This is a genomic window from Saccharopolyspora oryzae, assembly GCF_027853915.1.
In the GTDB taxonomy this organism is placed as follows: Bacteria; Actinomycetota; Actinomycetes; order Mycobacteriales; family Pseudonocardiaceae; genus Saccharopolyspora; species Saccharopolyspora oryzae.
On record NZ_JAQGLA010000034.1, the window covers coordinates 1 to 19,582 of the forward strand.

General features: G+C 69.8%; 15 protein-coding genes, 1 tRNA gene and 1 pseudogene. 8 read left to right on the forward strand and 9 right to left on the reverse strand.

Features of this window, described 5'->3' with window-relative positions:
• From OU415_RS20405 to OU415_RS20420, 4 genes and pseudogenes are all read right to left on the reverse strand, one after another.
• Window positions 1-2,144: pseudogene (locus OU415_RS20405) on the reverse strand (hypothetical protein); the annotation flags it as partial.
• A gap of 108 nt (window positions 2,145-2,252) precedes the next feature.
• Window positions 2,253-3,929: an energy-dependent translational throttle protein EttA gene (gene ettA, locus OU415_RS20410; RefSeq protein WP_270950509.1), complete on the reverse strand. Its 1,677-nt coding sequence runs from the start codon at window positions 3,927-3,929 to the stop codon at window positions 2,253-2,255.
• Window positions 3,930-4,060: 131 nt separating this feature from the next.
• Entirely contained in the window at window positions 4,061-4,456 is a 396-nt protein-coding gene (gene ssb / locus OU415_RS20415; protein WP_270950510.1) for a single-stranded DNA-binding protein, read from the reverse strand.
• A gap of 157 nt (window positions 4,457-4,613) precedes the next feature.
• Window positions 4,614-6,641: a cytochrome c oxidase assembly protein gene (locus OU415_RS20420; protein WP_456300263.1), complete on the reverse strand. Its 2,028-nt coding sequence runs from the start codon at window positions 6,639-6,641 to the stop codon at window positions 4,614-4,616.
• A gap of 94 nt (window positions 6,642-6,735) precedes the next feature.
• Here OU415_RS20420 and OU415_RS20425 point away from each other — a divergent pair, with 94 nt between their 5' ends.
• Together OU415_RS20425 and OU415_RS20430 are read left to right on the forward strand one after the other, a co-directional pair.
• Window positions 6,736-7,302, forward strand: a complete 567-nt coding sequence (locus OU415_RS20425; protein WP_270950511.1) for a DUF3558 family protein — start codon at window positions 6,736-6,738, stop codon at window positions 7,300-7,302.
• A 150-nt stretch (window positions 7,303-7,452) separates the two neighbouring features.
• A tRNA-Arg gene (locus tag OU415_RS20430) sits at window positions 7,453-7,526 on the forward strand.
• An 86-nt stretch (window positions 7,527-7,612) separates the two neighbouring features.
• Here the strand turns inward: OU415_RS20430 and OU415_RS20435 are convergent.
• Together OU415_RS20435 and OU415_RS20440 are read right to left on the reverse strand one after the other, a co-directional pair.
• Window positions 7,613-8,176 carry a dihydrofolate reductase family protein gene (locus OU415_RS20435; RefSeq protein WP_270950512.1) on the reverse strand — a complete coding sequence of 188 codons (564 nt, stop codon included), beginning with the start codon at window positions 8,174-8,176 and terminating at the stop codon, window positions 7,613-7,615.
• 150 nt (window positions 8,177-8,326) lie between these two features.
• A complete protein-coding gene (locus tag OU415_RS20440; protein ID WP_270950513.1) occupies window positions 8,327-8,965 on the reverse strand; it encodes a dihydrofolate reductase family protein in 639 nt (212 codons plus the stop codon).
• Window positions 8,966-9,127: 162 nt separating this feature from the next.
• Here OU415_RS20440 and OU415_RS20445 point away from each other — a divergent pair, with 162 nt between their 5' ends.
• A complete protein-coding gene (locus tag OU415_RS20445; RefSeq protein WP_270950514.1) occupies window positions 9,128-9,730 on the forward strand; it encodes a dihydrofolate reductase family protein in 603 nt (200 codons plus the stop codon).
• A 72-nt stretch (window positions 9,731-9,802) separates the two neighbouring features.
• Entirely contained in the window at window positions 9,803-10,171 is a 369-nt protein-coding gene (locus OU415_RS20450; RefSeq protein WP_270950515.1) for a hypothetical protein, read from the forward strand.
• Window positions 10,172-10,317: 146 nt separating this feature from the next.
• On the opposite strand, the gene OU415_RS20455 is transcribed toward OU415_RS20450, so the two are convergent.
• A complete protein-coding gene (locus tag OU415_RS20455; protein ID WP_270950516.1) occupies window positions 10,318-11,586 on the reverse strand; it encodes an LVIVD repeat-containing protein in 1,269 nt (422 codons plus the stop codon).
• 167 nt (window positions 11,587-11,753) lie between these two features.
• Between OU415_RS20455 and OU415_RS20460 the strand changes: the two genes are divergently transcribed.
• The 4 genes from OU415_RS20460 (at window position 11,754) to OU415_RS20475 (ending at window position 18,511) form a co-directional block, all read left to right on the forward strand.
• Window positions 11,754-15,476 carry a CHAT domain-containing protein gene (locus OU415_RS20460; protein WP_270950517.1) on the forward strand — a complete coding sequence of 1,241 codons (3,723 nt, stop codon included), beginning with the start codon at window positions 11,754-11,756 and terminating at the stop codon, window positions 15,474-15,476.
• A gap of 12 nt (window positions 15,477-15,488) precedes the next feature.
• Window positions 15,489-17,081, forward strand: coding sequence for an Hsp70 family protein (locus OU415_RS20465; RefSeq protein ID WP_270950518.1), 1,593 nt, complete (start codon window positions 15,489-15,491; stop codon window positions 17,079-17,081).
• Between the two features lie 135 nt (window positions 17,082-17,216).
• Entirely contained in the window at window positions 17,217-17,849 is a 633-nt protein-coding gene (locus tag OU415_RS20470) for a hypothetical protein (RefSeq protein WP_270950519.1), read from the forward strand.
• A 2-nt stretch (window positions 17,850-17,851) separates the two neighbouring features.
• Window positions 17,852-18,511, forward strand: a complete 660-nt coding sequence (locus OU415_RS20475; protein ID WP_270950520.1) for an RES family NAD+ phosphorylase — start codon at window positions 17,852-17,854, stop codon at window positions 18,509-18,511.
• 102 nt (window positions 18,512-18,613) lie between these two features.
• Here the strand turns inward: OU415_RS20475 and OU415_RS20480 are convergent, their stop codons facing one another.
• The gene (locus OU415_RS20480; RefSeq protein ID WP_270950521.1) at window positions 18,614-19,222 is read right to left on the reverse strand and encodes an Rv1733c family protein; all 609 of its coding nucleotides are present in this window, start codon (window positions 19,220-19,222) and stop codon (window positions 18,614-18,616) included.
• Window positions 19,223-19,440: 218 nt separating this feature from the next.
• Complete coding sequence (locus OU415_RS20485; RefSeq protein WP_270950522.1) at window positions 19,441-19,569, reverse strand: hypothetical protein; 129 nt, start codon at window positions 19,567-19,569, stop codon at window positions 19,441-19,443.
• Window positions 19,570-19,582: the final 13 nt, after the last annotated feature.

Sequence of the window (19,582 nt, forward strand, 5' to 3'; positions counted from 1 at the left end):
GCGGCTCGGTCCGGCTGGCGGTGCCGTGCGACCGCCGCTGGGGGCGGGGCTGGCTCCTCCGCAGCAGCGGCGGGCTCCTCGACGGCTGGGGTTGGTGCCTCCGCGACCGGGGCGGGCTCCTCCGGCTCGGCGTGGCGAGCTCGGCGGCGACCACCGCGGGGCTGCTCGGGCAGCTGGAGGCTCGCCCTGATCTCGGCCAACGACCGGCCTCGCGAACGTCGGCCGCCGGCCTCGCTCCGGTCCCGGTCCGCGTCGTCGGCGGGTTCGCTCGCGACAGCCTCGCCGCGCTGGTGGTCCTCGTCGGGAGCTTCGACGACGACCGGTTCCGGAGCGCCGTGCCTGGGCGCGGCCGTTTCCGCAGGTTGCCGGTCGTCGGGTTCCGGCTCGATCACCGGCAGGATCGTCGTGGCGTCGGCGGGTTCCGGCTCGATCGCGGGCAGGATCGTCGTGGCGTCGGCGGCGGGCCGGTCCGCGCCGAACGAGGGCCATGCGTCCAGGATGGCCGCGGCTTGGGACGGATCCAGCGCGAACGCGCTGTCCAGCGGCGACGCTGCTTCGTCGGGCTGCTCGAGCGACGGCTCCGGGACGAACGACGTCTCGGGGAACGCGTCCTCAGCGCTGGCCGACCGCTCCCAGGGGTCCGCAGGCCACCAATCGGACTTCCCGAAGCTCTCACCAGCGGATTCGTGAACCGTGTCGTCCGCTGTGGCAGGTGGGTGCTCGTCGGTCGGCTGGTGCGCGCGGGTCTTCAAGTCCTCGAGCAGCGCGGAGTCGAGCACCACGGTCGGCTCGTCGGGTGCCTGCGATTCGCTCGCCTCCTGCCGGAGGCGGCGCTCTTCGCGCAGCTCAGCGGCCCGGCTGGTGAGCGAGTCCATCAACCGGCGAGCCACGTCCGCCGCATCGTCGGACTCCGGCCGGGGCCGCGGCAGCTCCGGCTCCGCGTCGTCCAGCATCAAGTCCTCGACCGGCTCGGATTCGGCCGGTTCGACCTCAACAGCTTGAACTTCAGCCCCAAGAGCCTCATGGGGCTCCGCGTCGAGCATCGGCTCGTCCGGCTCGGCCTCCGGGAACTGGATCTCCGGCTCCTCGTTCCCGACCTGCGGAACAGGCGGAACGACGTCCAGGCCGGGTTCGGTCATCGCCGAGTGCCCCCGCGACTGGCGGGGCACGTCGACGTCCTCGGTGAGCACCGGGTACTCGGCGAGCAGCCGCATCCGAGCGTGGTGCACCGCAGCACGCCACCGCCGATCAGCCGCGTACGCGCCGCGCAGGGCGCGCAGCGCTTCGGCGAGCTCCGTCCCCTGTTCGTGCACCTGGGACAGGGTGTTGAGGGATTCGGCGAGCAGACCGTCGAGCTTGTGCCGCTCGGAGATGGCCGCCGTGTCGCTGAGCACCCGCAACGCCGCCGCGTGGTCACCGTTGGGCAGGTGCACCCGCGTGGCCAGCGCCAGCCCCAACCAGCCGACCGGTCCCGCCGCCGCAGCGCGCACCGGCTCGGCCAGCACTCGTTCGGCGGCCTGGACGGCCTCGGCGCGATGACCGAGCTCCAGCAGCGACTGGACCCGTTCCAGCACCAGCCGGGTCCGGATCTCGCCGCTGTCGGCCGCCGGATCACCGAGCTGACCGAGCAGCTCCAAACCCGCGTCGGCGACCTCCGTCGCCTCGGCGAACTCACCGATCCGCCGGTGGTGACCGGCACGAGCCGCGCAGACGCGGGCCTTGAGCAGCCGAGCGGTGTCCCGGTTGCCCTCCCCCGCTCCGTACAGCCGCTCGGCCTCGTCGAGGGCTTCGGTTCGAGCGCCGTCCTGCTGGTGCACCGGCATCGAGGCAGCCGACGCCAGCAGTGCGTGCGCCCGCAGCGACGGTTCGATCCGCTCCTGCCCCAGCACGGGACGCAGGATCCGAGCTGCGACCTCCGGACTGCCCGCGGCGCACGCGCACCACGCCAGTTCGACGCGCAGCTCGGCCGTCACCTCGGCGTCGCCCGCGGCTTCCGCATCGCGGACCGCGGCGAGGGCCCGGCCGGTGGCCGGGACACCTCGCCCCAACCGGTTCGAGGCGAACAGGGCGAGCGCTTCCGCGCGCAGCCGCGCCGCCAGGTCACCGGAGTGCCTGGCGAGCGCGCCAGCGCGATCACTGAGCACCAACGCGAGCTCGGGGACCCTCCACCGCATCTGGTGCGCGGGTTCGAGGAGTCCTTGCGCCGAACTGGAATCAGGTGAACCGGACACGCTCGCCAAGGCGCCTCCGTTTCAGCCCCGGGTCAGTTTGCGGTGCGTCACTCGGTGCGGACGAGCCGCTTCCGCGCCCATCCTATCGATCTTGTTCTGCTCGTAGCCCTCGAAGTTGCCCTCGAACCAGAACCACTTCGCCGGGTTCTCGTCGTCGCCCTCCCACGCGAGGATGTGCGTGGCGACGCGGTCCAGGAACCACCGGTCGTGGGAGATGACCACGGCGCAGCCGGGGAACTGCTCGAGCGCGTTCTCCAGCGAGCTCAGGGTCTCCACGTCGAGGTCGTTGGTCGGCTCGTCCAGCAGGATCAGGTTGCCGCCCCGCTTGAGCGTCAACGCGAGGTTCAGCCGGTTGCGCTCACCACCGGAGAGCACCCCCGCTGGCTTCTGCTGGTCCGGGCCCTTGAAGCCGAACGCGCTCACGTACGCGCGCGACGGCATCTCGACCTGGCCGACCTGGATGTAGTCCAGTCCGTCGGAAACGACCTGCCACACGTTCTTCTCCGGGTCGATGTTCGCCCGGTTCTGGTCCACGTAGGACAGTTTGACGGTGTCGCCGACCTTGACCGTGCCGGAGTCCGGCTCCTCCAGGCCCACGATGGTCTTGAACAACGTCGTCTTGCCGACACCGTTCGGACCGATGACGCCCACGATGCCGTTGCGCGGCAAGGTGAACGACAGGTCGTCGATGAGCAGGTTGTCGCCGAAGCCCTTCTTGAGGTTCTCCACCTCGACCACGACGTTGCCCATCCGCGGGCCCGGCGGGATCTGGATCTCCTCGAAGTCGAGCTTGCGGGTCTTCTCCGCCTCGGCAGCCATCTCCTCGTAGCGGTTCAGACGGGACCGCGACTTGGTCTGGCGGGCCTTGGCGTTGGAGCGGACCCAGTCCAGCTCGTCCTTCAGGCGCTTCTGCAGCTTGGCGTCCCGCTTGCCCTGGACCGCCAGGCGCTCGGCCTTCTTCTCCAGGTAGGTCGAGTAGTTGCCCTCGTACGGGAAGGTCCGACCGCGGTCCAGCTCGAGGATCCAGCCCGCGACGTTGTCCAGGAAGTACCGGTCGTGGGTCACGGCGAGCACAGCGCCCGGGTAGTTGGCCAGGTACTGCTCCAGCCACAGCACGCTCTCGGCGTCCAGGTGGTTGGTCGGCTCGTCCAGCAGCAGCAGGTCCGGCTTGCTCAGCAGCAGCTTGCACAGGGCGACCCGGCGCCGCTCACCACCGGAGAGGTTCTTGACCTCGGCGTCCGGCGGCGGGCACCGCAGCGCGTCCATGGCCTGCTCCAGCTGGGAGTCCAGTTCCCACGCGTCGGCGTGGTCCAGGTCCTCCTGGAGCTTGCCCATCTCCTCCATCAGCTCGTCGGAGTAGTCGGTCGCGAGCTGCTCGGCGATCTCGTTGAAGCGGTTGAGCTTCACCTTGATCTCGCCGACGCCCTCCTCGACGTTGCCGAGGACCGTCTTCTCCTCGTTGAGCGGAGGCTCCTGCTGCATGATGCCGACCGTGTAGCCGGGCGACAGGAACGCTTCGCCGTTGTTCGGCTGGTCGAGTCCCGCCATGATGCGCAGCACGGTCGACTTGCCAGCGCCGTTCGGCCCGACGACGCCGATCTTGGCGCCCGGGTAGAACTGGATCGTCGCGTTGTCGAGGATGACCTTGTCGCCATGCGACTTGCGCACGTTTTTCATGGTGTAAATGAACTCGGCCATACCCGAATCGTAGTTGCGCCCCGTGTCGGCCCGCGCACGCGGTCCCCCAGCGTCCGGCGGCCGATCTCCGCACCCGCGGCACCGGCTGCCACCACCTCCTCCCGATCGGTGTTCGTCGCAGTTCGCGAAGGTCAGCCGGGTGGCGGAGCGCCGACGGGTTCCAGCGCCCGCACCTCGGCCCGGGGTGGTGGAGTTGCGCGTGCGAGGTCCAGTCCAACCGCACTCGCCTCCACTTCGACGGCGGTGCGCCACTGCCCGCCCGACTCGTAGTCGCGGGTGCGCAACCGACCGGTGATCACCACCGGATCACCCTTGGACAGCCCGCCGGCCACACCTTCGGCGAGGCGCTTCCAACAGCTCACCGTGGCGAGGACGCGATCACCGTCCACCCACTGGCCGGTGCTCGGGTCAAGCCGGCGCGAGTTCGCCGCCACCCGGAAGTTGACCAGCTTGTTCCCGCCCGCGGTCTCGCGGACGACCGGTTCGGTGATGACGTAGCCGACCACGGTCACCTGGGTCTCGTACATGTCCGTCGCGCTCCTCTCCGCGCAGCGCTCGACGAGCGCTGCCACCTCGGGAAATTTCGCGGCCAATCTCCGGCTCGCCACCCAAGGTTGCCGGAGGATCACCACTCAGCGCGACTGATTTGGCACTCTCCGTGCGGATTCTGGCCGATCGGCCAGGTCACCTGCTCCGCTGGTCGTCCTTGTCGGCCAGTCGCTTCAGCATTTCGTTGTACGCCACCAGATCCGCGTCGCCGTCCGCATCGGCCTTCCGGTCGATCCGGCGAGCCGTTCGGCCATCCGCCCGCGACCACTGGATCAGCAGCGCGAGCATCACCACCACCAGCGGGACCTCGCCGGACGCCCACGCCAGGCCGCCGCCCAGCCGCTGGTCGGCGAGCAGGTCGGTGAGCCACGGCAGGTCGAGGCCGCGGTAGAAGTCGCCGCCGATCACGTTCGTGGACATCATCAGCGCGATGCCGAAGAAGGCGTGGAACGGCATGGACGCGAAGACCAGCCCGACCTTGCCCATCGGCGGCAACTTGCGCGGCGCCGGGTCGATGCCGATCACCGGCCAGTAGAAGACGTAGCCGACCAGCAGGAAGTGCGCGTTCATCGCCAGGTGCGCCCAGTGCTGCGTCAGCGCCACGTCGAACAGGCCGCTGAAGTACAGCGCGTAGAAGGAACCGACGAACAGCACCAGGGCGACGATCGGGTTGGTCAGCACCCGCGTGATCGGCGAGTGCACGAACGCCAGCAGCCACTCCCGCGGTCCGGGCGGCTGCTCCTTGCCGGCGGGCTTGAAGACGCGCAGCGCCAGCGACGTCGGACCGGCCATCACCAGGAATACCGGGGCCAGCATGGACAGCAGCATGTGCTGGCCCATGTGCACGCTGAACACCGCGGGCGCGTACTTGCCGATGCCCGAAGAGGTGGCCACCAGCACCGTGGCGCAGCCGAGCAGCCACACGACGGTCCGCCCGACCGGCCAGCGGTCGCCGCGCTGCCGCAACCGGCGCACACCCAGCAGGTACAGGGCCGCCATGGCCAGCGCGAGCGTGCCGAAGACCAGGTCGAACCGCCAGTCGAACATCAACCGGAACGCGGTCGGCGGCGAGTCCAGCGGGTAGCCGATCAGCAACTCGGTCCGGTTCGGGACGGTCGCGAGGCCGTCCGGCGGCGGGGTGCGCCCGAGCGCGACGGCGACGCCGACCGTGGCAAACATGACCAGCGCCTCGACCGCACCGAGGCGCAGCAGCGCGGCCACGCCGGCGCTCTCCTCGATGCGCTGCACGGCACTGCGCCGCTGGAAGTACCCGAACACGCCGAGCACCACGAGGCAGACGGTCTTGACGATCACCAGAAGCCCGTAAGTGCTGGTGAACAGCTGCTCAGGAGTCATCCGCACGAACGCGTTGATCACGCCGGACAGCGCCAGCGCCACCCAGCAGATCAGCGCGATCAGCGAGTACCGCCTCGCGACCAGCGGCAGGTGCGCACCGCGGCGGGCGGCGTGCGCCAGCAGCGCCACCAGGCCGCCCACCCACAGCGCCGCGCCGAAGAGGTGGAACAGCAGGCTGTTGGTGGCGATGTCGTGCGCGCCGCCGCTGGCGGAGTGACCGGTGGCGATCACCGGGAACAAGGCCAACAAGCTCAGGCCGAAGGCGACGACCGTCCAGCCCCACGACAGCACGATCCGGCAGCACAGCACGACCACGAACGCGATCACCGCGGTGAGCAGCCACGCCTGGGCCTGCTCCAGTGCGTCCACCAGGCCGAACAGGACCTCGGTGTTGAGCACGTCGCCCACCGGGCGCCCGGTGGCGTCCGCGGCGATGAACGGCACCATCAGGACCGCACCCACGCACCACACGGCGGCGGCCCAACCGGCGGTGCGGACCGCGGCGTAGCCGTCAGCGGCCAGTGCCCCCGAACGCTTGGCCGGGATGGCGAAGGCGGCGAACAGCAGTGCGCCGATGCACACGACCGCGCCGGACTCGGCGATCACGCGGACCACCGGCAACCCGTACTGCGTGATCGGGCCCGGATCCGGCAGCCCCAACAGCTCGTAGGACGCCCCGGCGGACAGCGTGGTCAGCGCAGCGGCGACGAGGGCTGCGAGCACAGCAGCGGTGACGACCAGCACGCCCACGGAGCTGGACGTGCTGCGCCGTTCCGGTTGTTTTTCCTGCGCGGTCTCGGATGGCACAAACCGAGCGTAGCCGTCGATTTGAATCATTCAGCTTGCAGGGAGGCCGGGTCAGCAGGTGATCTCCGCCCCCGGTCACCGCTACGGTTGCAGGGTGACCGCTGTCCGTCGCCGTGCGCTCGTGGTGCCGATGTTGCTCCTGTGCGCGACCACCGCATGCACCCCGCCGGTTCCGGGCGAACCGGTGCCCGCCGCCGGGTTCCGCGACGAGCCGCAGACCTCGACCGCCGTTCAGCGGAGCGAGTCGCCCACTCCACGTGACGGCGCCGGGATCGACCCGTGCAGCCTCCTGGCGCCCCAAGACCTGGCTGCGCTCGGCGGCCCGGTCGGACAACCGCACCCGGACCAGCCGGTTCCGGGCGCGTGCACGCACCAGCTGACCAGCGGCCCGGACAACGTCGCGGGCGCGGGGTTCTACGACCCGGTGCCGGTGGTCGCCCAGCACCAGCCGCGCGGTGTGGCGGTGGAGGTCGAGGGACGCTCGGCCTGGTTGTACTGCGAGCTGATCGACGCCCACCAGACCTGCACGGCGGCCACCGAGCTCGGACCGGACCGCTCCCTGCTGACCATGCTGTCCCTCCAGGACGCCTCCGCCGCGGACACCACCGACCACCTGTTCGGTCTCACCACCGCGGCCCTGCACAAGCTGCCCCCCGCCTGACCAGCGGCAACGCCCACCGTTACGGTTCCAGCTGTCGATCAGCTTGCCGTTAGGTACCGGGTCGGCAACGGTGCAGCGCCGATGCCACGGGGACGGCCACGTGCCGCTACCCTGCATGCTTGCAGCTCAGAGGAGCTGTGCGCCGAAGGAGCCCCCATAGCTCAGCTGGATAGAGCAAAGGACTTCTAATCCTTAGGTCGCAGGTTCGAGTCCTGCTGGGGGCGCAAGCCGCAGGGGTTGATCTCGTTCGAGATCAACCCCCACTTTACCGCCGCGCGGTCGAGCCCGGGGCGATCCGAGGCCGGGGTGCTCAGCGCCTGGTCTCGTACCTGGTCAGGACCACGCCGTCGGGGAACGTCCTGGTCTCCACCAGGGTCAGGTTCACCCAGTTGTCCAGGGCCGCGAAGAACGGCGTGCCGCCACCTACCAGGACCGGGTGGGTGACGATCATGTACTCGTCGATCAGCCCGGCCCGCATGGCCGCTGCGGCGAGGGTGGCGCCGCCGATATCCATGGGGCCGCCGTCCTCGGCCTTGAGCCGGGTGATCTCGGTGACCGCGTCGCCGGTGACCAGGCGGGTGTTCCAGTCGACCGTGCTGGTCGTCGAGGAGAACACCACCTTCGGCATTTCCTGCCAGCGGCGGGCGAACTCGATCTCCGCCGGTGTGGCGCCCGGCTGCTGGTCGGCGGTCGGCCAGTAGGAGCTCATCGTCTCCCACAGCTTGCGCCCGTACAGCGCCAGGCCTGTCGCCCCCACCCGGTCGGACCACCACTGGAACAGCTCGTCGCTCGGCTCGCTCCAGCCGAGGTCGTCACCGGGCGCAGCGATGTAGCCGTCCACGCTCAGGTTCATGCCGAAGGTCAGTTTTCGCATAGTGCCAGCCTCCCGAGAGTCTCGGTGTACGGACCAGCGCGGCGCGGAAAAATCATCGGTCAGGCCACACCGAGGGCCGGTTCACCACCCCGCCGAGCGGATGTGCGTGCGAAGGGGAACCACGTCCTGAGCCCAGCTATACGGGGGACTTCAGTCGCCGGTGCTGCGGTCGGGGTTGCTCAGGTCTCCTGTTCCGGGGGTTCCGGGGGCGAGGCCGTAGCGGAGGTGGACGGTGCCCTTCGCGCCGGCTGCCGGGGGTTCGAGGAGGGTGAGGTTCGTGGGGACCGCGCCGCTGTCGAACACCTTCTTCCCGGCGCCGAGCATGAGCGGGTGCACCCAGAGGTCGAGCACGTCGAAGAGCTTCTCGCGCAGGAGGGTCTGCACCAGGTTCAGGCTTCCGACGACCTTGACGTTCTCGTGGCGGTCGCGGATCTCGCGGACCTCGGCGGCCAGATCCGAACCGATCTGCGTGGACCCGGCCCACGAGAGGTCGGGTTTGCCGCGGGAGGCGACGTACTTCGGGATGCTGTTGAAAAGCGTCGCGATCTCGCTGTCCACACCGCCTTCCTGGTGCGGCCAGAAGGCGGCGAAGATGTCGTACGTCCGCCGGCCGAGCAGGAGGGCGTCCGTGCCCTCGTACGCGGCACCGATCTGCGCGCCGGTGACCTCGTCCATCAGCGGTGCCTGCCAGCCGCCGAACGTGAACCCCACCGGGTCCTCGTCGGGGCCGCCGGGCGCCTGCCCGACGAGGTCGAGGGTTGCGAAGAGCTCGATCTGGATGCGGCCCATTCCTTGCTCCTGATGAATCGGTCGGCTCGGTCAGCAGGTAGGACCTGCGTGCGTCGGAGAACTCATCGGAACCGTCCACCGAAAATCTCGCAGTCGTTCGTCGAAGTCGGGGCCCGCCGTTCGATGCGTTGACGACGCAGTCGACACGAAGGAGACGACGAGATGGGCAAGGTCACCACCGGAAGCACGACGATGTCGCTCGACGGTTACATCGCCGGCCCCGGGGAGAGCGGCTTCGACCTGCTGTTCCAGTGGTACGGCAACGGCGACGTCGAGATCCCGTCGGCCAGCCCCGACGTGCCCGCCTTCCGCATCTCAGCGGAGAGCGCGGAGCTGGTCGAGGCAGAGTGGGCGAACACCGGCGCACTGGTCGTCGGCAGGTACCTCTACGACATGACCGGGGCCTGGGGTGGGCGCCACCCGATGAACGTGACCACGGTCGTGCTAACCCACCAGCGCCCCGGCGACCGTCCGGTGGACGACGAGGACTTCGTCTTCGTCACCGGCGGCATCGAGGCCGCGGTGGCGAAGGCGAAGGAGCTGGCCGGGGAGAAGGACGTCGTCGTCAACGGCGGGCAGATGGCCCGGCAGTGCCTGGAGGCCGGTCTGCTCGACGAGGTCGGGATCGAGCTGGTGCCGGTCGTGCTGGGCGGCGGGAAGACGCTGTTCGGGGAACTCGGTGCGACGCCGGTGGAGTTCGAGGGGCCCGTCGTGGTGGTCGAGGGCACCGGCGTCACGCACCTGCGCTACCGGGTCAAGAAGTAGGCCGGCCGCCGAGCAGATCCCCCGGCGTTCTCGGAGCTTCTCGGCCGCCGTGTTCGGCAGTAGGTTCGTCGGATGCAGCGCGAGAGCATCGCAGTGCGGGTCGGGTGGATCTTCCTGGCGGCGATCAGCCTGGGAATCCTGGGATTCGGCGCGGCCGTGGTGGTCGCACCGCCAGCAGGTGATGCGCTGTTGTACCGCGCGGACGGGCTGGCTTCGATCGGGGTCGGCCTCTTCGGGGGAGCGCTCGTGCTGGTGCCGTTCCGGCGTCGAGAGCGGTGGGCCTGGTGGGTGCTGTGGTTCTACCCGGTGTTCTGGGTGGTGCACCTGGTCGGCCAGTTGCCGCCCGGGCAGGACCACGTCCACCAGGTGGTCTTCATCGTGCTCTCGCTCGCCGGTCTGCTGGTTCCGGTCCGCGAGTTCTTCCCGGCCAAAGCTCGTTGACACGCCTGAACAACGGCATTGAAGCCGCCATGCAGAAGTGCGCCAACGCGCCGCCGAAACCCCGCACATCCCGAAAGCGGGCGCCCGGTCGGGGTCGTGAGCACTTTGGGGTGCTCTAGCGCCCCAAAGTGCTCACGACCTCGCGGTCAGGGCAGGGGTGTGCTGTACATGATCCGCTGGGTGTCGTGTTCGGTGACCGTCCAGAGCTCGTCGCGGCCCGGCCAGTAGGACAGGTCCTCCACGCCGATCGCCACGTCGTACTCGGTTCCGCTCGGTTGGAGGACGCCGTCGCCCGTTGCCGCTTGGAGGTGGCCCGGTCCTGTCGTTCCGCCTCCGGTGCTGCTCAGGTACCAGCTGCCGCCCGTGGACAGGGCGCCTTGGACCCTGGGTTTGGGCAGGCGGTGGGCGGTGGCCGCTCGCCACATGCCGTGGCTGTCGAGCTGGGGCAGTCCGCTGTTGCCGTCCAGGGGCCATTGGGCCACGCGGCCGTTCAGGTTCGGGTCGCCTTGGTCCGCGCAGTACTCGCCGGTCGTCAGGACGTCCGGGGTGGAGCTCCGGTCGAGGCTGGCGTAGGAGAACTTCTGCGGACCGCTGGCGTTGCACTTGTTGTCCGCCGGGAAGGTCGCCAAACCGCCTGGATTCGAGTAGCCCTTCACCTGCGGCATGATGTACCGGTAGCCGTAGCTGTAGTACGTGCCGCTCTGGCGGCCGATCTGGCTGCTGTCGGTGACGTCGCCGTTGGCCGCCGACTTGATGTCGAAGATGTAGCGCATGTCGAACACCCGGATGCCGCGGCGGGTGTCGACCACGTACAGGTAGTTGCCGTACCAGACGATGCCGCCCGCGTGGACGCTGCTGCCGTCACCGGCCTGCGGGGTGGTCACTGGCTCGTAGCTCGGGTTCCCGTAGCTGTTGATGTACGGGTAGGCCAGCAGGACGTGCTGGTAGTTGCCGGTATCGGTGTCCAGGAACGACACCCGCACGCCCTTGACCGGGTCCGTCTGCTTGTCGTACCAGCTGACCAGGATCGCCTGCTTGGTGCCCCAGTGCTGGTCGTCCTGCGCGTCGGCGACCGTGGTGATGCCCTGCGGGTACCACTCGGTCGTGTCGTTGTCGCCCTTGTTGAAGCAGAACTTCCGCGCCACCGGCCGGGTGTTCGGCGCGAGCGCCGGTGACGTGCAGTCCGCGCCCTTCGGGGCGTCGTCGCGGTTGGCCTGCTCGAGGATGTTCTGCACGCCGAGCTTGGGCAGTTCGGCGTCGAGCTGGTCGACGACGCCCTGGAGGTCGGCGTTCGTGGGCTCGAGCTGGAAGTCCGCCAGCGATGGTGGCGTCGCTGCCGCCGCGGATGCTGGTAGGGCGGCGGTCACCAGACCCGCTGCCACGGCCAATGCGGTCGCTAGATGTCGTTTCCCCACCGGGGTCTCCTCACTCCGCGCGCGCCGAGATCGGCACGGGGTGATTTTGCGGAAGTTCTCCCGAAAAAGCACCCATGAGCGCCCGTTCGGCCCACTCCGGAACCTTCCCGGAAGCAGCGACGTCCGAGGAGCGGCGCAGTAGGCTCACCGCGGCGGGAAGGGGTGCGATGTCGAGCGAACTCGACGAGGCGATCGCGCGCCGCTGCGCGCAGCTCGGCGAGGAGCTGGACGACGAGACCGCCTACCAGCTGCTGGTGGAGCTCGGGGATCTGCTGCTGGAGCGCGCTCGGACGACCGGTGCCGACGTGGACGAGGTGCTGGCGGTCGCCGGGAGCCTCCTCGACGCGCTGGACGGATCATCACCGGCCCGTGCGGCGCCGCTCTACCAGCTCGGACTCGCTCATGCGGTGCGCGGTGAACGCGGGGACACCGCCGAATTCCGCACTGCGGTGGGCTATTTGCAGCAGGCGCGACCACTGGTGGACGTTCCCGAGGTCATCGCCCGGATCGGGCTGATCACCAGCTTCGCGGTCGCGGCGTTGGAGGAGCTCGAGCACGTCGACGCAGCGCTGACCGACCTGCGCACGGCGTACGACCTGCTCCCCGATTCACCGCTGCGGGACCAGGTCCGCTTCCGGCGCGGTTCGATGCACCTCTTCCGGTACCTGGCGCAGGGCGGGGACGAGACCGACCGCCTGACCGCGACCGAGGACCTCACCGCGACGTTGGAGGTGTTCTCCGACGAGCGGACGTCGGACGCGTGCCACCTGGGGCTCGCGATGCTCCACTCCCACAAGAGCGTTCCCGCTGAACTGCGCAGCGGCCGGGGTTTCGCCGGTCCACTGCCGCAGTCCGTGCCCACCGAGGACTTCGCCGATGCGCGCCGGCATCTCAGCGCGCTTTCCCCCGCTGCGGCCGAGGATCCGGCCATGAACGTCGTCAACGTGCTGTTCCGCGCCGGAGCGGACTTCCACGATTCGACGCCGGAGGACTGGGCGAACGCCATCGGCGAACTCGACAGCGCGCGGGCGAACTGGCCCGAGGACGAGCCCGGCGAGCGAGAACTCGTCGGGCTGCAGGCCGCTCTGGCCTCCATGCTCGCCAAGACCAGCGGGAGCTCCGAGGACACCGACACGGCATCCGCGCAGCTCGCCGCAGCAGCCGCTGCACTTCCGCCGGACAGCCCCATGCGGTCGCTGCTGCTGAGCGGATTGCGGATGACTTCGACCGGCTTCGCCCAGGAACCGGGGGATCTGGACCTGGAGGACGTCGGCTCCGTGGTGCGGCGCCTCGAGCACGCGCTGGAGCACTTCGCCGACGACGACCCCGACCGCGCCGAGGTGTTGACGCAGCTGGTAGGTGCTCTGTTCCTGTCGGTCGCGACGAGCCGGGACGAGTCGCCCGATCTGCTCGACCGCGTCCGCGAGATGACCGAGCAGGCGATCGAGCGAAGTGCGGCCGATCCGGTCAACATGGGGATCAACCACGTCTTCCTGAGCATGGCCGAAGGTTTCCACGCGATCAACAACCGCGACGGGCAACTGCTGAACTCCGCGGTGGCGAACGTCCAGCGCGCCGACGAACTGCTGCCCGCGGAGCACCGCACTCGAAGAGTTCTCAAGTCATGGCTGGGAAATCTGCTCACCCAGCGGTACATGACCTCCGGCGGGAACGAAGACCTCGAAGCGGCCCGGCAACTCGCAGCCGAGTCAGGCGGGGACGACCTCCACGCGCGGTACAACGCCGCCTTCCGGCACTTCTCGCCCCACCTCGACGACGCCGAAGGGCTCGGTCGATCCGCTGAAGAGCTCGAACGGCTCCTGGCCGACATGCCGCACAACAACGTGCTGCGTCCCAGGGCGGAAAGCTCGCTGGCGACGTTCCAGCTGCTCCAGAAAGCGCTCACGAGCTACGGTTCGGACCTGGACCAGCGCGAACGCGACGAAATGCGCCGCACCCTCCAGAACGTCTTCGACGCCGCCGAGGAAGTGCCCGACCACCACATCGACAAGACCGGTGAAATGCTCAGCGCCGCGAGCATCTGCATCACCTCGGCCTTCGCGATGCAGGACTTGCCGCTGGTCAACCGGGGCATCAGCATGCTGGCCGGGCTCAGCTCGAAACCCGACCTGTTCCCCCGGGAACGCCGGAACGCGCTCGGCATGCTGGCCACCTCGCTGAGGCATCGCTACGAGCTCACGCGGGATCCGCGGGATCTCAGCAACGCGGTGAACCGGTTCGAGCAGATCCTGCGCGAGTTCGAGTTCGAGCCGGGCGAGTTCGAGAACGCGAGCGTGCTGAACTCGCTGGCCAACTGCTACTTCACCCGCAACGACCGGATGCGCCGCGATCCGCAGCGGGCCATCGCGACCGCCCTCGACGGCTTGCGCGAACGCGCCCGCACCGTGCTGCTGCAGTCGAGCGCGCATCGAGCGTTGAAGACCGCGAGCGCCGCGACCGGTGAAGCCGCCGAAGTGAGCCACTGGTGCCTCGCCCTCGGGCAGCCGGAAGACGCTGTGCAGGCGCTCGAGCTGGGGCGCGGGATGGTCCTGCACGCTGCGACGGTCGAGGCGACCATGCCTGATCTGCTGCGCGAACACGGCCGCGCGGACCTCGCCGAGCGGTGGATTTCCGAGATGGGGCAACAACAACCGTGGGACGTCGGCGCGCTCGGCGGAACCGATGTCGTGGTGCCCAGCGATCTGCGCACGCAGGTGCTGCGGACCTTCCACGGCACCGACGTCGAGGCGCAGCTGCTCTCGCCGCCTCCGGTCGAGGAGATCGCCGCTGGGTTGAGCTCGACGCGGACCCGGGCGCTGGTCTACCTGCTGCCCGGCGTCGCGGTGCTGGTCACCGCCGACGGCCAGGTCGAGCAGGTGACGTCGCTGCAGCTCACCGAGGACGGACCGGTCGCGCGGTTCGACCAGGCGCAGCGTCAGCGCGCTCGCGGTGAGCCCGTCGAGGACGAGTGGCGGGCGGCGTTGGAGGCGGTGTGCGACTGGGCCTGGTCGGCGGTGCTGAACCCGGTGCTGGACCTGCTGGCCGGATCGGGGCGGCAGCGAATCGTGCTGGTACCGGTGGGAAAGCTGGGCGCCGTGCCGTGGCACGCCGCGCGGCGGCGGGTTCCCGGCGGGAAGGTCCGGTACGCCTGCCAAGACGCCGTGCTCTGCTACGCCGCTTCGGCACGGCAGTTCCTCGACGCAGCTCGACGGGAAGTCCGGCCCTGGGACAGCGAACCCGTCCTGCTGCGGACACCGGAGCTGCACTGGAGCCGGCACGAGATGGGCCACATCCACCGCACCCACTACCAGCACGGCTCCTACCTGGGAAAACCGCGCGATCCTCGGCGCCGCGACCGGCAGCCGCCGCCGAAGCCCGACGACGTGCTGGCGTTGCTGCCCACCGCCTCGCTGCTCCACCTGGCCTGCCACGCCACCCCCGCCGAACTGCTGGTGGAGTCGGCGCTGCTGCTGGGTGCGCGCGAAGTGCTGCCGGTGCAGGACGTCCTGCGGCAGGCCCGGGACCGGCCGCGCGATGCGGCGGGGGCGCTGGTCGTGCTCGCCGCCTGCGCCAGCGACCTCACCGACCGGCAGCACGACGAAGTGCTGACGCTGTCCACCGCGTTCCTCGCCGCCGGAGCCGCCGGTGTGATCGGCACCCGGTGGGAGGTGCTGGACCTGCCCACCGCCATGTTCATGATCGTCTTCCACCACTTCCTCAACTCCGGCAGCACCGACCCGGCCGGCGCGCTGCGCGCCGCGCAGCTGTGGATGCTGGATCCGCGGCGCCGCCCGCTGCCCGGGATTCCCGAGGAGCTGGCGGCCTTTTTCACCGAAGTCGACCCCACCGCACCGCAGCACTGGGCAGCATTCACCTACCAAGGCCGATGAAGGAGGAAACCGGTGGCGACGTTCGGCATCGACCTCGGCACGACGCACTCGTGCATCGCCTACGTCGACGAGTCCACCCGACCGGTGATCGCCAAGAGCGCGATCGGCGAGGACACCACGCCGTCGGTGGTCTACTTCGAGCGGCCGGGCGTCGCGCTCGTCGGCACGGCGGCGAAGAACTCCGCACTGCTCGCCCCGCACCTGGTGGCGCAGCTGGTCAAGCGGGACATGGGGCGGTCCGGCGTCGAGTTCACCTACCACCGCGAGCGGTACACGCCGGAGAAGATCTCCGCGCTGGTCCTGCGCGAACTCGCCCGCGCCGCCGAGGAGAACACCGGCCTGCCGGTGCGGGACGTGGTGATCACCGTGCCCGCCTACTTCGGCATCGCCGAACGCGAAGCCACCCGGCGGGCCGGGGAGATCGCCGGGCTGAACGTGCTGGACGTGCTCGCCGAACCGGTCGCCGCCGCGCTGCACCACCACGCGGTGGACGAGACGCCGGGCACCCGGCACGTGCTGGTCTACGACCTGGGCGGCGGCACCTTCGACACCACCGTGATCCGGGTTTCCGGCGACGACGTCCAGGTGGTGTGCACCGACGGGGACGGCGAGCTGGGCGGCGCGGACTGGGACCAGCGGATCGTGGAGCACCTGCTCAGCACCTTCCGCGACGCGCACCCGAACCTGGACCCCAGCGCCGACGACCTGGCCGTGCAGGAGTTCACCGACCGGGCCGAGGAGGTCAAGAAGGCGCTGAGCGCGACGATGTCCCGCAACGTGGCGCTGCGGTTCGGCGGAGCTGCGGTCAACGTGCGGTTCACCCGGGAACTGCTGGAGGAGCTCACCGCGGACCTGCTGGACCGGACTGCGGCGATCACCGAGCGGATCGTCGAAACCGCCCGCCGCAAGGGCGTCGACCGGTTCGACGAGGTGCTGCTGGCCGGCGGCATGACCCGGATGCCCGTGGTGGCCGCAGCGCTGCAGGCGCGGTTCGGGCTGTCACCGCGGCTGTCCGAACCCGACCTGGCGGTCGCCAAGGGAGCCGCGCTGTTCGCGCTGATCAGGCAGGCCAAGAGCACTCGCGGCGCGGCTCGGCAGCTGGGCATCACCGAGGCCGATGCCGCGGCGATGGCCAAGAAGCGGGTGTCGACCGTGGTGCCCAGGGCGTTCGGGGTCAAGGCCGTCGATCCGCGCGATCCGCTGGCGCTGACCGATCCCATGCGCGCCCGGCAGATGGTGGCGCACCTGCTGCAGGCCAACACCCGGCTGCCCGCCGACACCGGCCCGTACCCGTTCCAGACGGCCATCGACAACCAGCGGATGGTCGAGATCGAGGTCTGGGAGCAGGCCGGGCCGACGCCCTCCGAGGAGCTGGCCGACAACACCAAGATCGGGCACGGCATGCTCACCGGTATCCCGGCCCGGCCGGCCGGCTGCCGGATCGAGGTCACCTTCGCCATGTCCGAGACCGGCGAACTCACCGTGCACGCCAAGGAACTGGAGACCGGCAACGATGTGCGCTTCGAACTCAACATCGGCGGCGCGGACCGCGGAACCATCGCCAAGGCCCGCACCGACATCGCCGGCCACTCCGTCAGCGGCTAGGAGCGCAAGTTCAACGGAAATCGCGCCTCACCGGCGTGTCCGCACCCGACACGCCGGTACCTGTGGACAACTCCCCGCAAATTCAATGGAAATCGGAGGTCTGATTTCCATTGAATTTGCGGCGAGGAGGACGTCGTGAGCCAGCAGGGGATGTTGGACGCGCTGACCGCCGAGTGGGACGACGTGGCGGATCGGTTGGATCCGGAGACGTTCACCCGGTTGGTCTCGCTGGTCGCCGAGCTGCAGGAAGCCGATGCCGACACCGCCGCGATGGTCGCCGAGGACATCGCGGGGCTGCTCGGCGACGTGCTGCCCGTGGAGCACCCGGTGCGGCGGGCGTTGGCCGAACCGGAGTCGCGGTTCCGCCGTCCCGAGGTGGCCTGGGAGCAGTTGAGCACCGGGCTGCGCGACCGGTTGACCGGCTCCGCGCCGAGTCCCCGGCTGGACCGGCTGCGGGCGGTGGAATCGCTGGACGCGCAGCAGATCGCGGCCGCCGGGGTCGACCCGGCCGATCCGGACCTGATCCGGCTGCCTTCCGGGACCGGTGACAACCGGTGGCCCGCGTTCCAGTTCGACGCCGACGGGTCGCCGCGCGAACCGGTGCGCGCCGTGAACCGCCAGCTGCAGGCCGCGGCGGACCCGTGGGGCGCGGCGGACTGGTGGCTCGGCCCCAACGACTGGCTCGGCGGCGTGCCCGCCCAGCTGCTCGGCCAGGTCGACGACGACGTGCTGGTCGAGGCCGCCCGCGACGAGTCGGCGGAGGTGTGAGCATGCCGCAGGCCTCCCCTCCCCTGCAGTACGCCGCCACCCCGAACCGGCACGCCGTGCCCGCCGACACCGAGCTGTTCCGGATCCACGAGCGCAAGCGCCACGCCGCCGAGTTCAAGCCCGCGCACGTGAGCTTCGGATCGCCGGGCGGCCGGTTCGACGGAACCCCGGACGACCCGTTCTCCAGCTACTACGCCGGATTGCACACGACGACCGCGCTGGCCGAGGTGCTGCTGCGCAACCTCGGGTTCGACGGCGACGGGCAGCGGCTGATCCGCCGCCAGCAGATCGCCGGCCGCCGGTTCAGCTCGGTGCGCACCAACCGGGAGCTGACCCTGGTCAGCCTGCTGACGGCACCGGATCTGGCTGCGGTGGCGCAGGATTCCTGGCTGGTCGATGCCGAGGGCCGGGACGCCTACCCGCACACGCGCCGCTGGGCGGCGTGGATCCGCTCGCAGGCACCGTGGGCGGACGGCCTGATCTGGCCCTCCAAGAGGGACACCGGGAACCCCGCCGTGGTGCTGTTCGGCGACCGCTGCGCCGATGCGCTGGAAGGCGCGGAACCGGAGCTCCAGATCGACCTGGACACCCCGATCGGTGAAGCCTGGCTCACCAGGATGCTGGCCCCCTACCGCGCAGCGATCGCCCCCAGCCCCAACTGATGGGGCCTGCCGGAAGCTCCGCCCGTTTCGCCTGGTAAAAGCCCGTGAGCACTTTGGGGCGTTATAGCACCCCAAAGTGCTCACGGGCGATGACCTGCGAAATCAGAGCTGGGAAGACTTCCCGCCGTGCTGCAGGTAGAGCCATTCGCGGTCCCAGGTGCGCATGCTGAGCCGACGGGCGAGGCCTTGGGTGCCGGTGATCAGGGCGATGCAGGCCAGCTCCGCGACGACGAGGGTGAGGATCGCGGCGAAGATCGCCGAGGTCACGATCGAGCCGCTGCTGGCGGGCGCCGGGACGCGGTTGCCCGCTTCGTCGACCCACACGGTCACCGTCTCACCGGCCGAGGCGTTGGCCGGGACCTGGACGGTCGCGCTGTTCGTGTGGAGACCGGTGCGCCATTCCGCGACGGCGGTGGAGCTGAGCGCGTCGTGGCTGTAGACCTCGGAGACCGGGATATCCATCTCCGGGGCGGTGGTCAGCACCGCGTCCACCGGGCGGGTGGTCGCTGCGGATTGCTCCGCGCGCTGGGTCAGGTCGCTGTGCAGCGAGAAGCCGAGCATGCCCGCCACCGGGATCGCGATGAGGGCCACCATGAGCAGCAGGACCGTGATCCCCGCTGCCAGCCGGTCGATGGGCCTGCGCAATGGATTCCGGTTCACACCCAGCGCGTTCACCAACCATGCTGCGTGCGCTTTCAGCGCCGCGACCATGCCAACCTCCAGACTCCGGTGCACCCTTTGCGCCGCGGACCACCGTCACGTGGTCGTGCCCTGATGGTTGTGCGCGGCAACCTCCAAGCTGATTATCTCTCCTAACGAGCTCATTGTTATCACAACGTGACCACCCCTACACCCGGGGTGCACCAGATCACGTTTTTCGCACTGCGAATTTCCCCATCACCGCCGGACAATTCCGGCATTCCCACGGCTCAGGGCGTGGTGAAGGACTGGACGTAATCGGTGAGCAGCCAATAGGTGCTGAGCAGCAGCGCAACCGCGAAGACCACCACCAACACCCAGCGGAAGACCCGGTGGCCGACCGGTGGCCGGGCGTTCATGCCGCCTCCAGGG

Coding starts and splice junctions, on each gene's coding strand:
- ettA (WP_270950509.1), bottom strand. CDS start 3,929: ATGGCCGAGTTCATTTACACCATGAAAAACGTGCGCAAGTCGCATGGC.
- ssb (WP_270950510.1), bottom strand. CDS start 4,456: ATGTACGAGACCCAGGTGACCGTGGTCGGCTACGTCATCACCGAACCG.
- OU415_RS20435 (WP_270950512.1), bottom strand. CDS start 8,176: ATGCGAAAACTGACCTTCGGCATGAACCTGAGCGTGGACGGCTACATC.
- OU415_RS20440 (WP_270950513.1), bottom strand. CDS start 8,965: ATGGGCCGCATCCAGATCGAGCTCTTCGCAACCCTCGACCTCGTCGGG.
- OU415_RS20445 (WP_270950514.1), top strand. CDS start 9,128: ATGGGCAAGGTCACCACCGGAAGCACGACGATGTCGCTCGACGGTTAC.
- OU415_RS20450 (WP_270950515.1), top strand. CDS start 9,803: ATGCAGCGCGAGAGCATCGCAGTGCGGGTCGGGTGGATCTTCCTGGCG.
- OU415_RS20460 (WP_270950517.1), top strand. CDS start 11,754: ATGTCGAGCGAACTCGACGAGGCGATCGCGCGCCGCTGCGCGCAGCTC.
- OU415_RS20475 (WP_270950520.1), top strand. CDS start 17,852: ATGCCGCAGGCCTCCCCTCCCCTGCAGTACGCCGCCACCCCGAACCGG.
- OU415_RS20480 (WP_270950521.1), bottom strand. CDS start 19,222: ATGGTCGCGGCGCTGAAAGCGCACGCAGCATGGTTGGTGAACGCGCTG.
- OU415_RS20485 (WP_270950522.1), bottom strand. CDS start 19,569: ATGAACGCCCGGCCACCGGTCGGCCACCGGGTCTTCCGCTGGGTGTTG.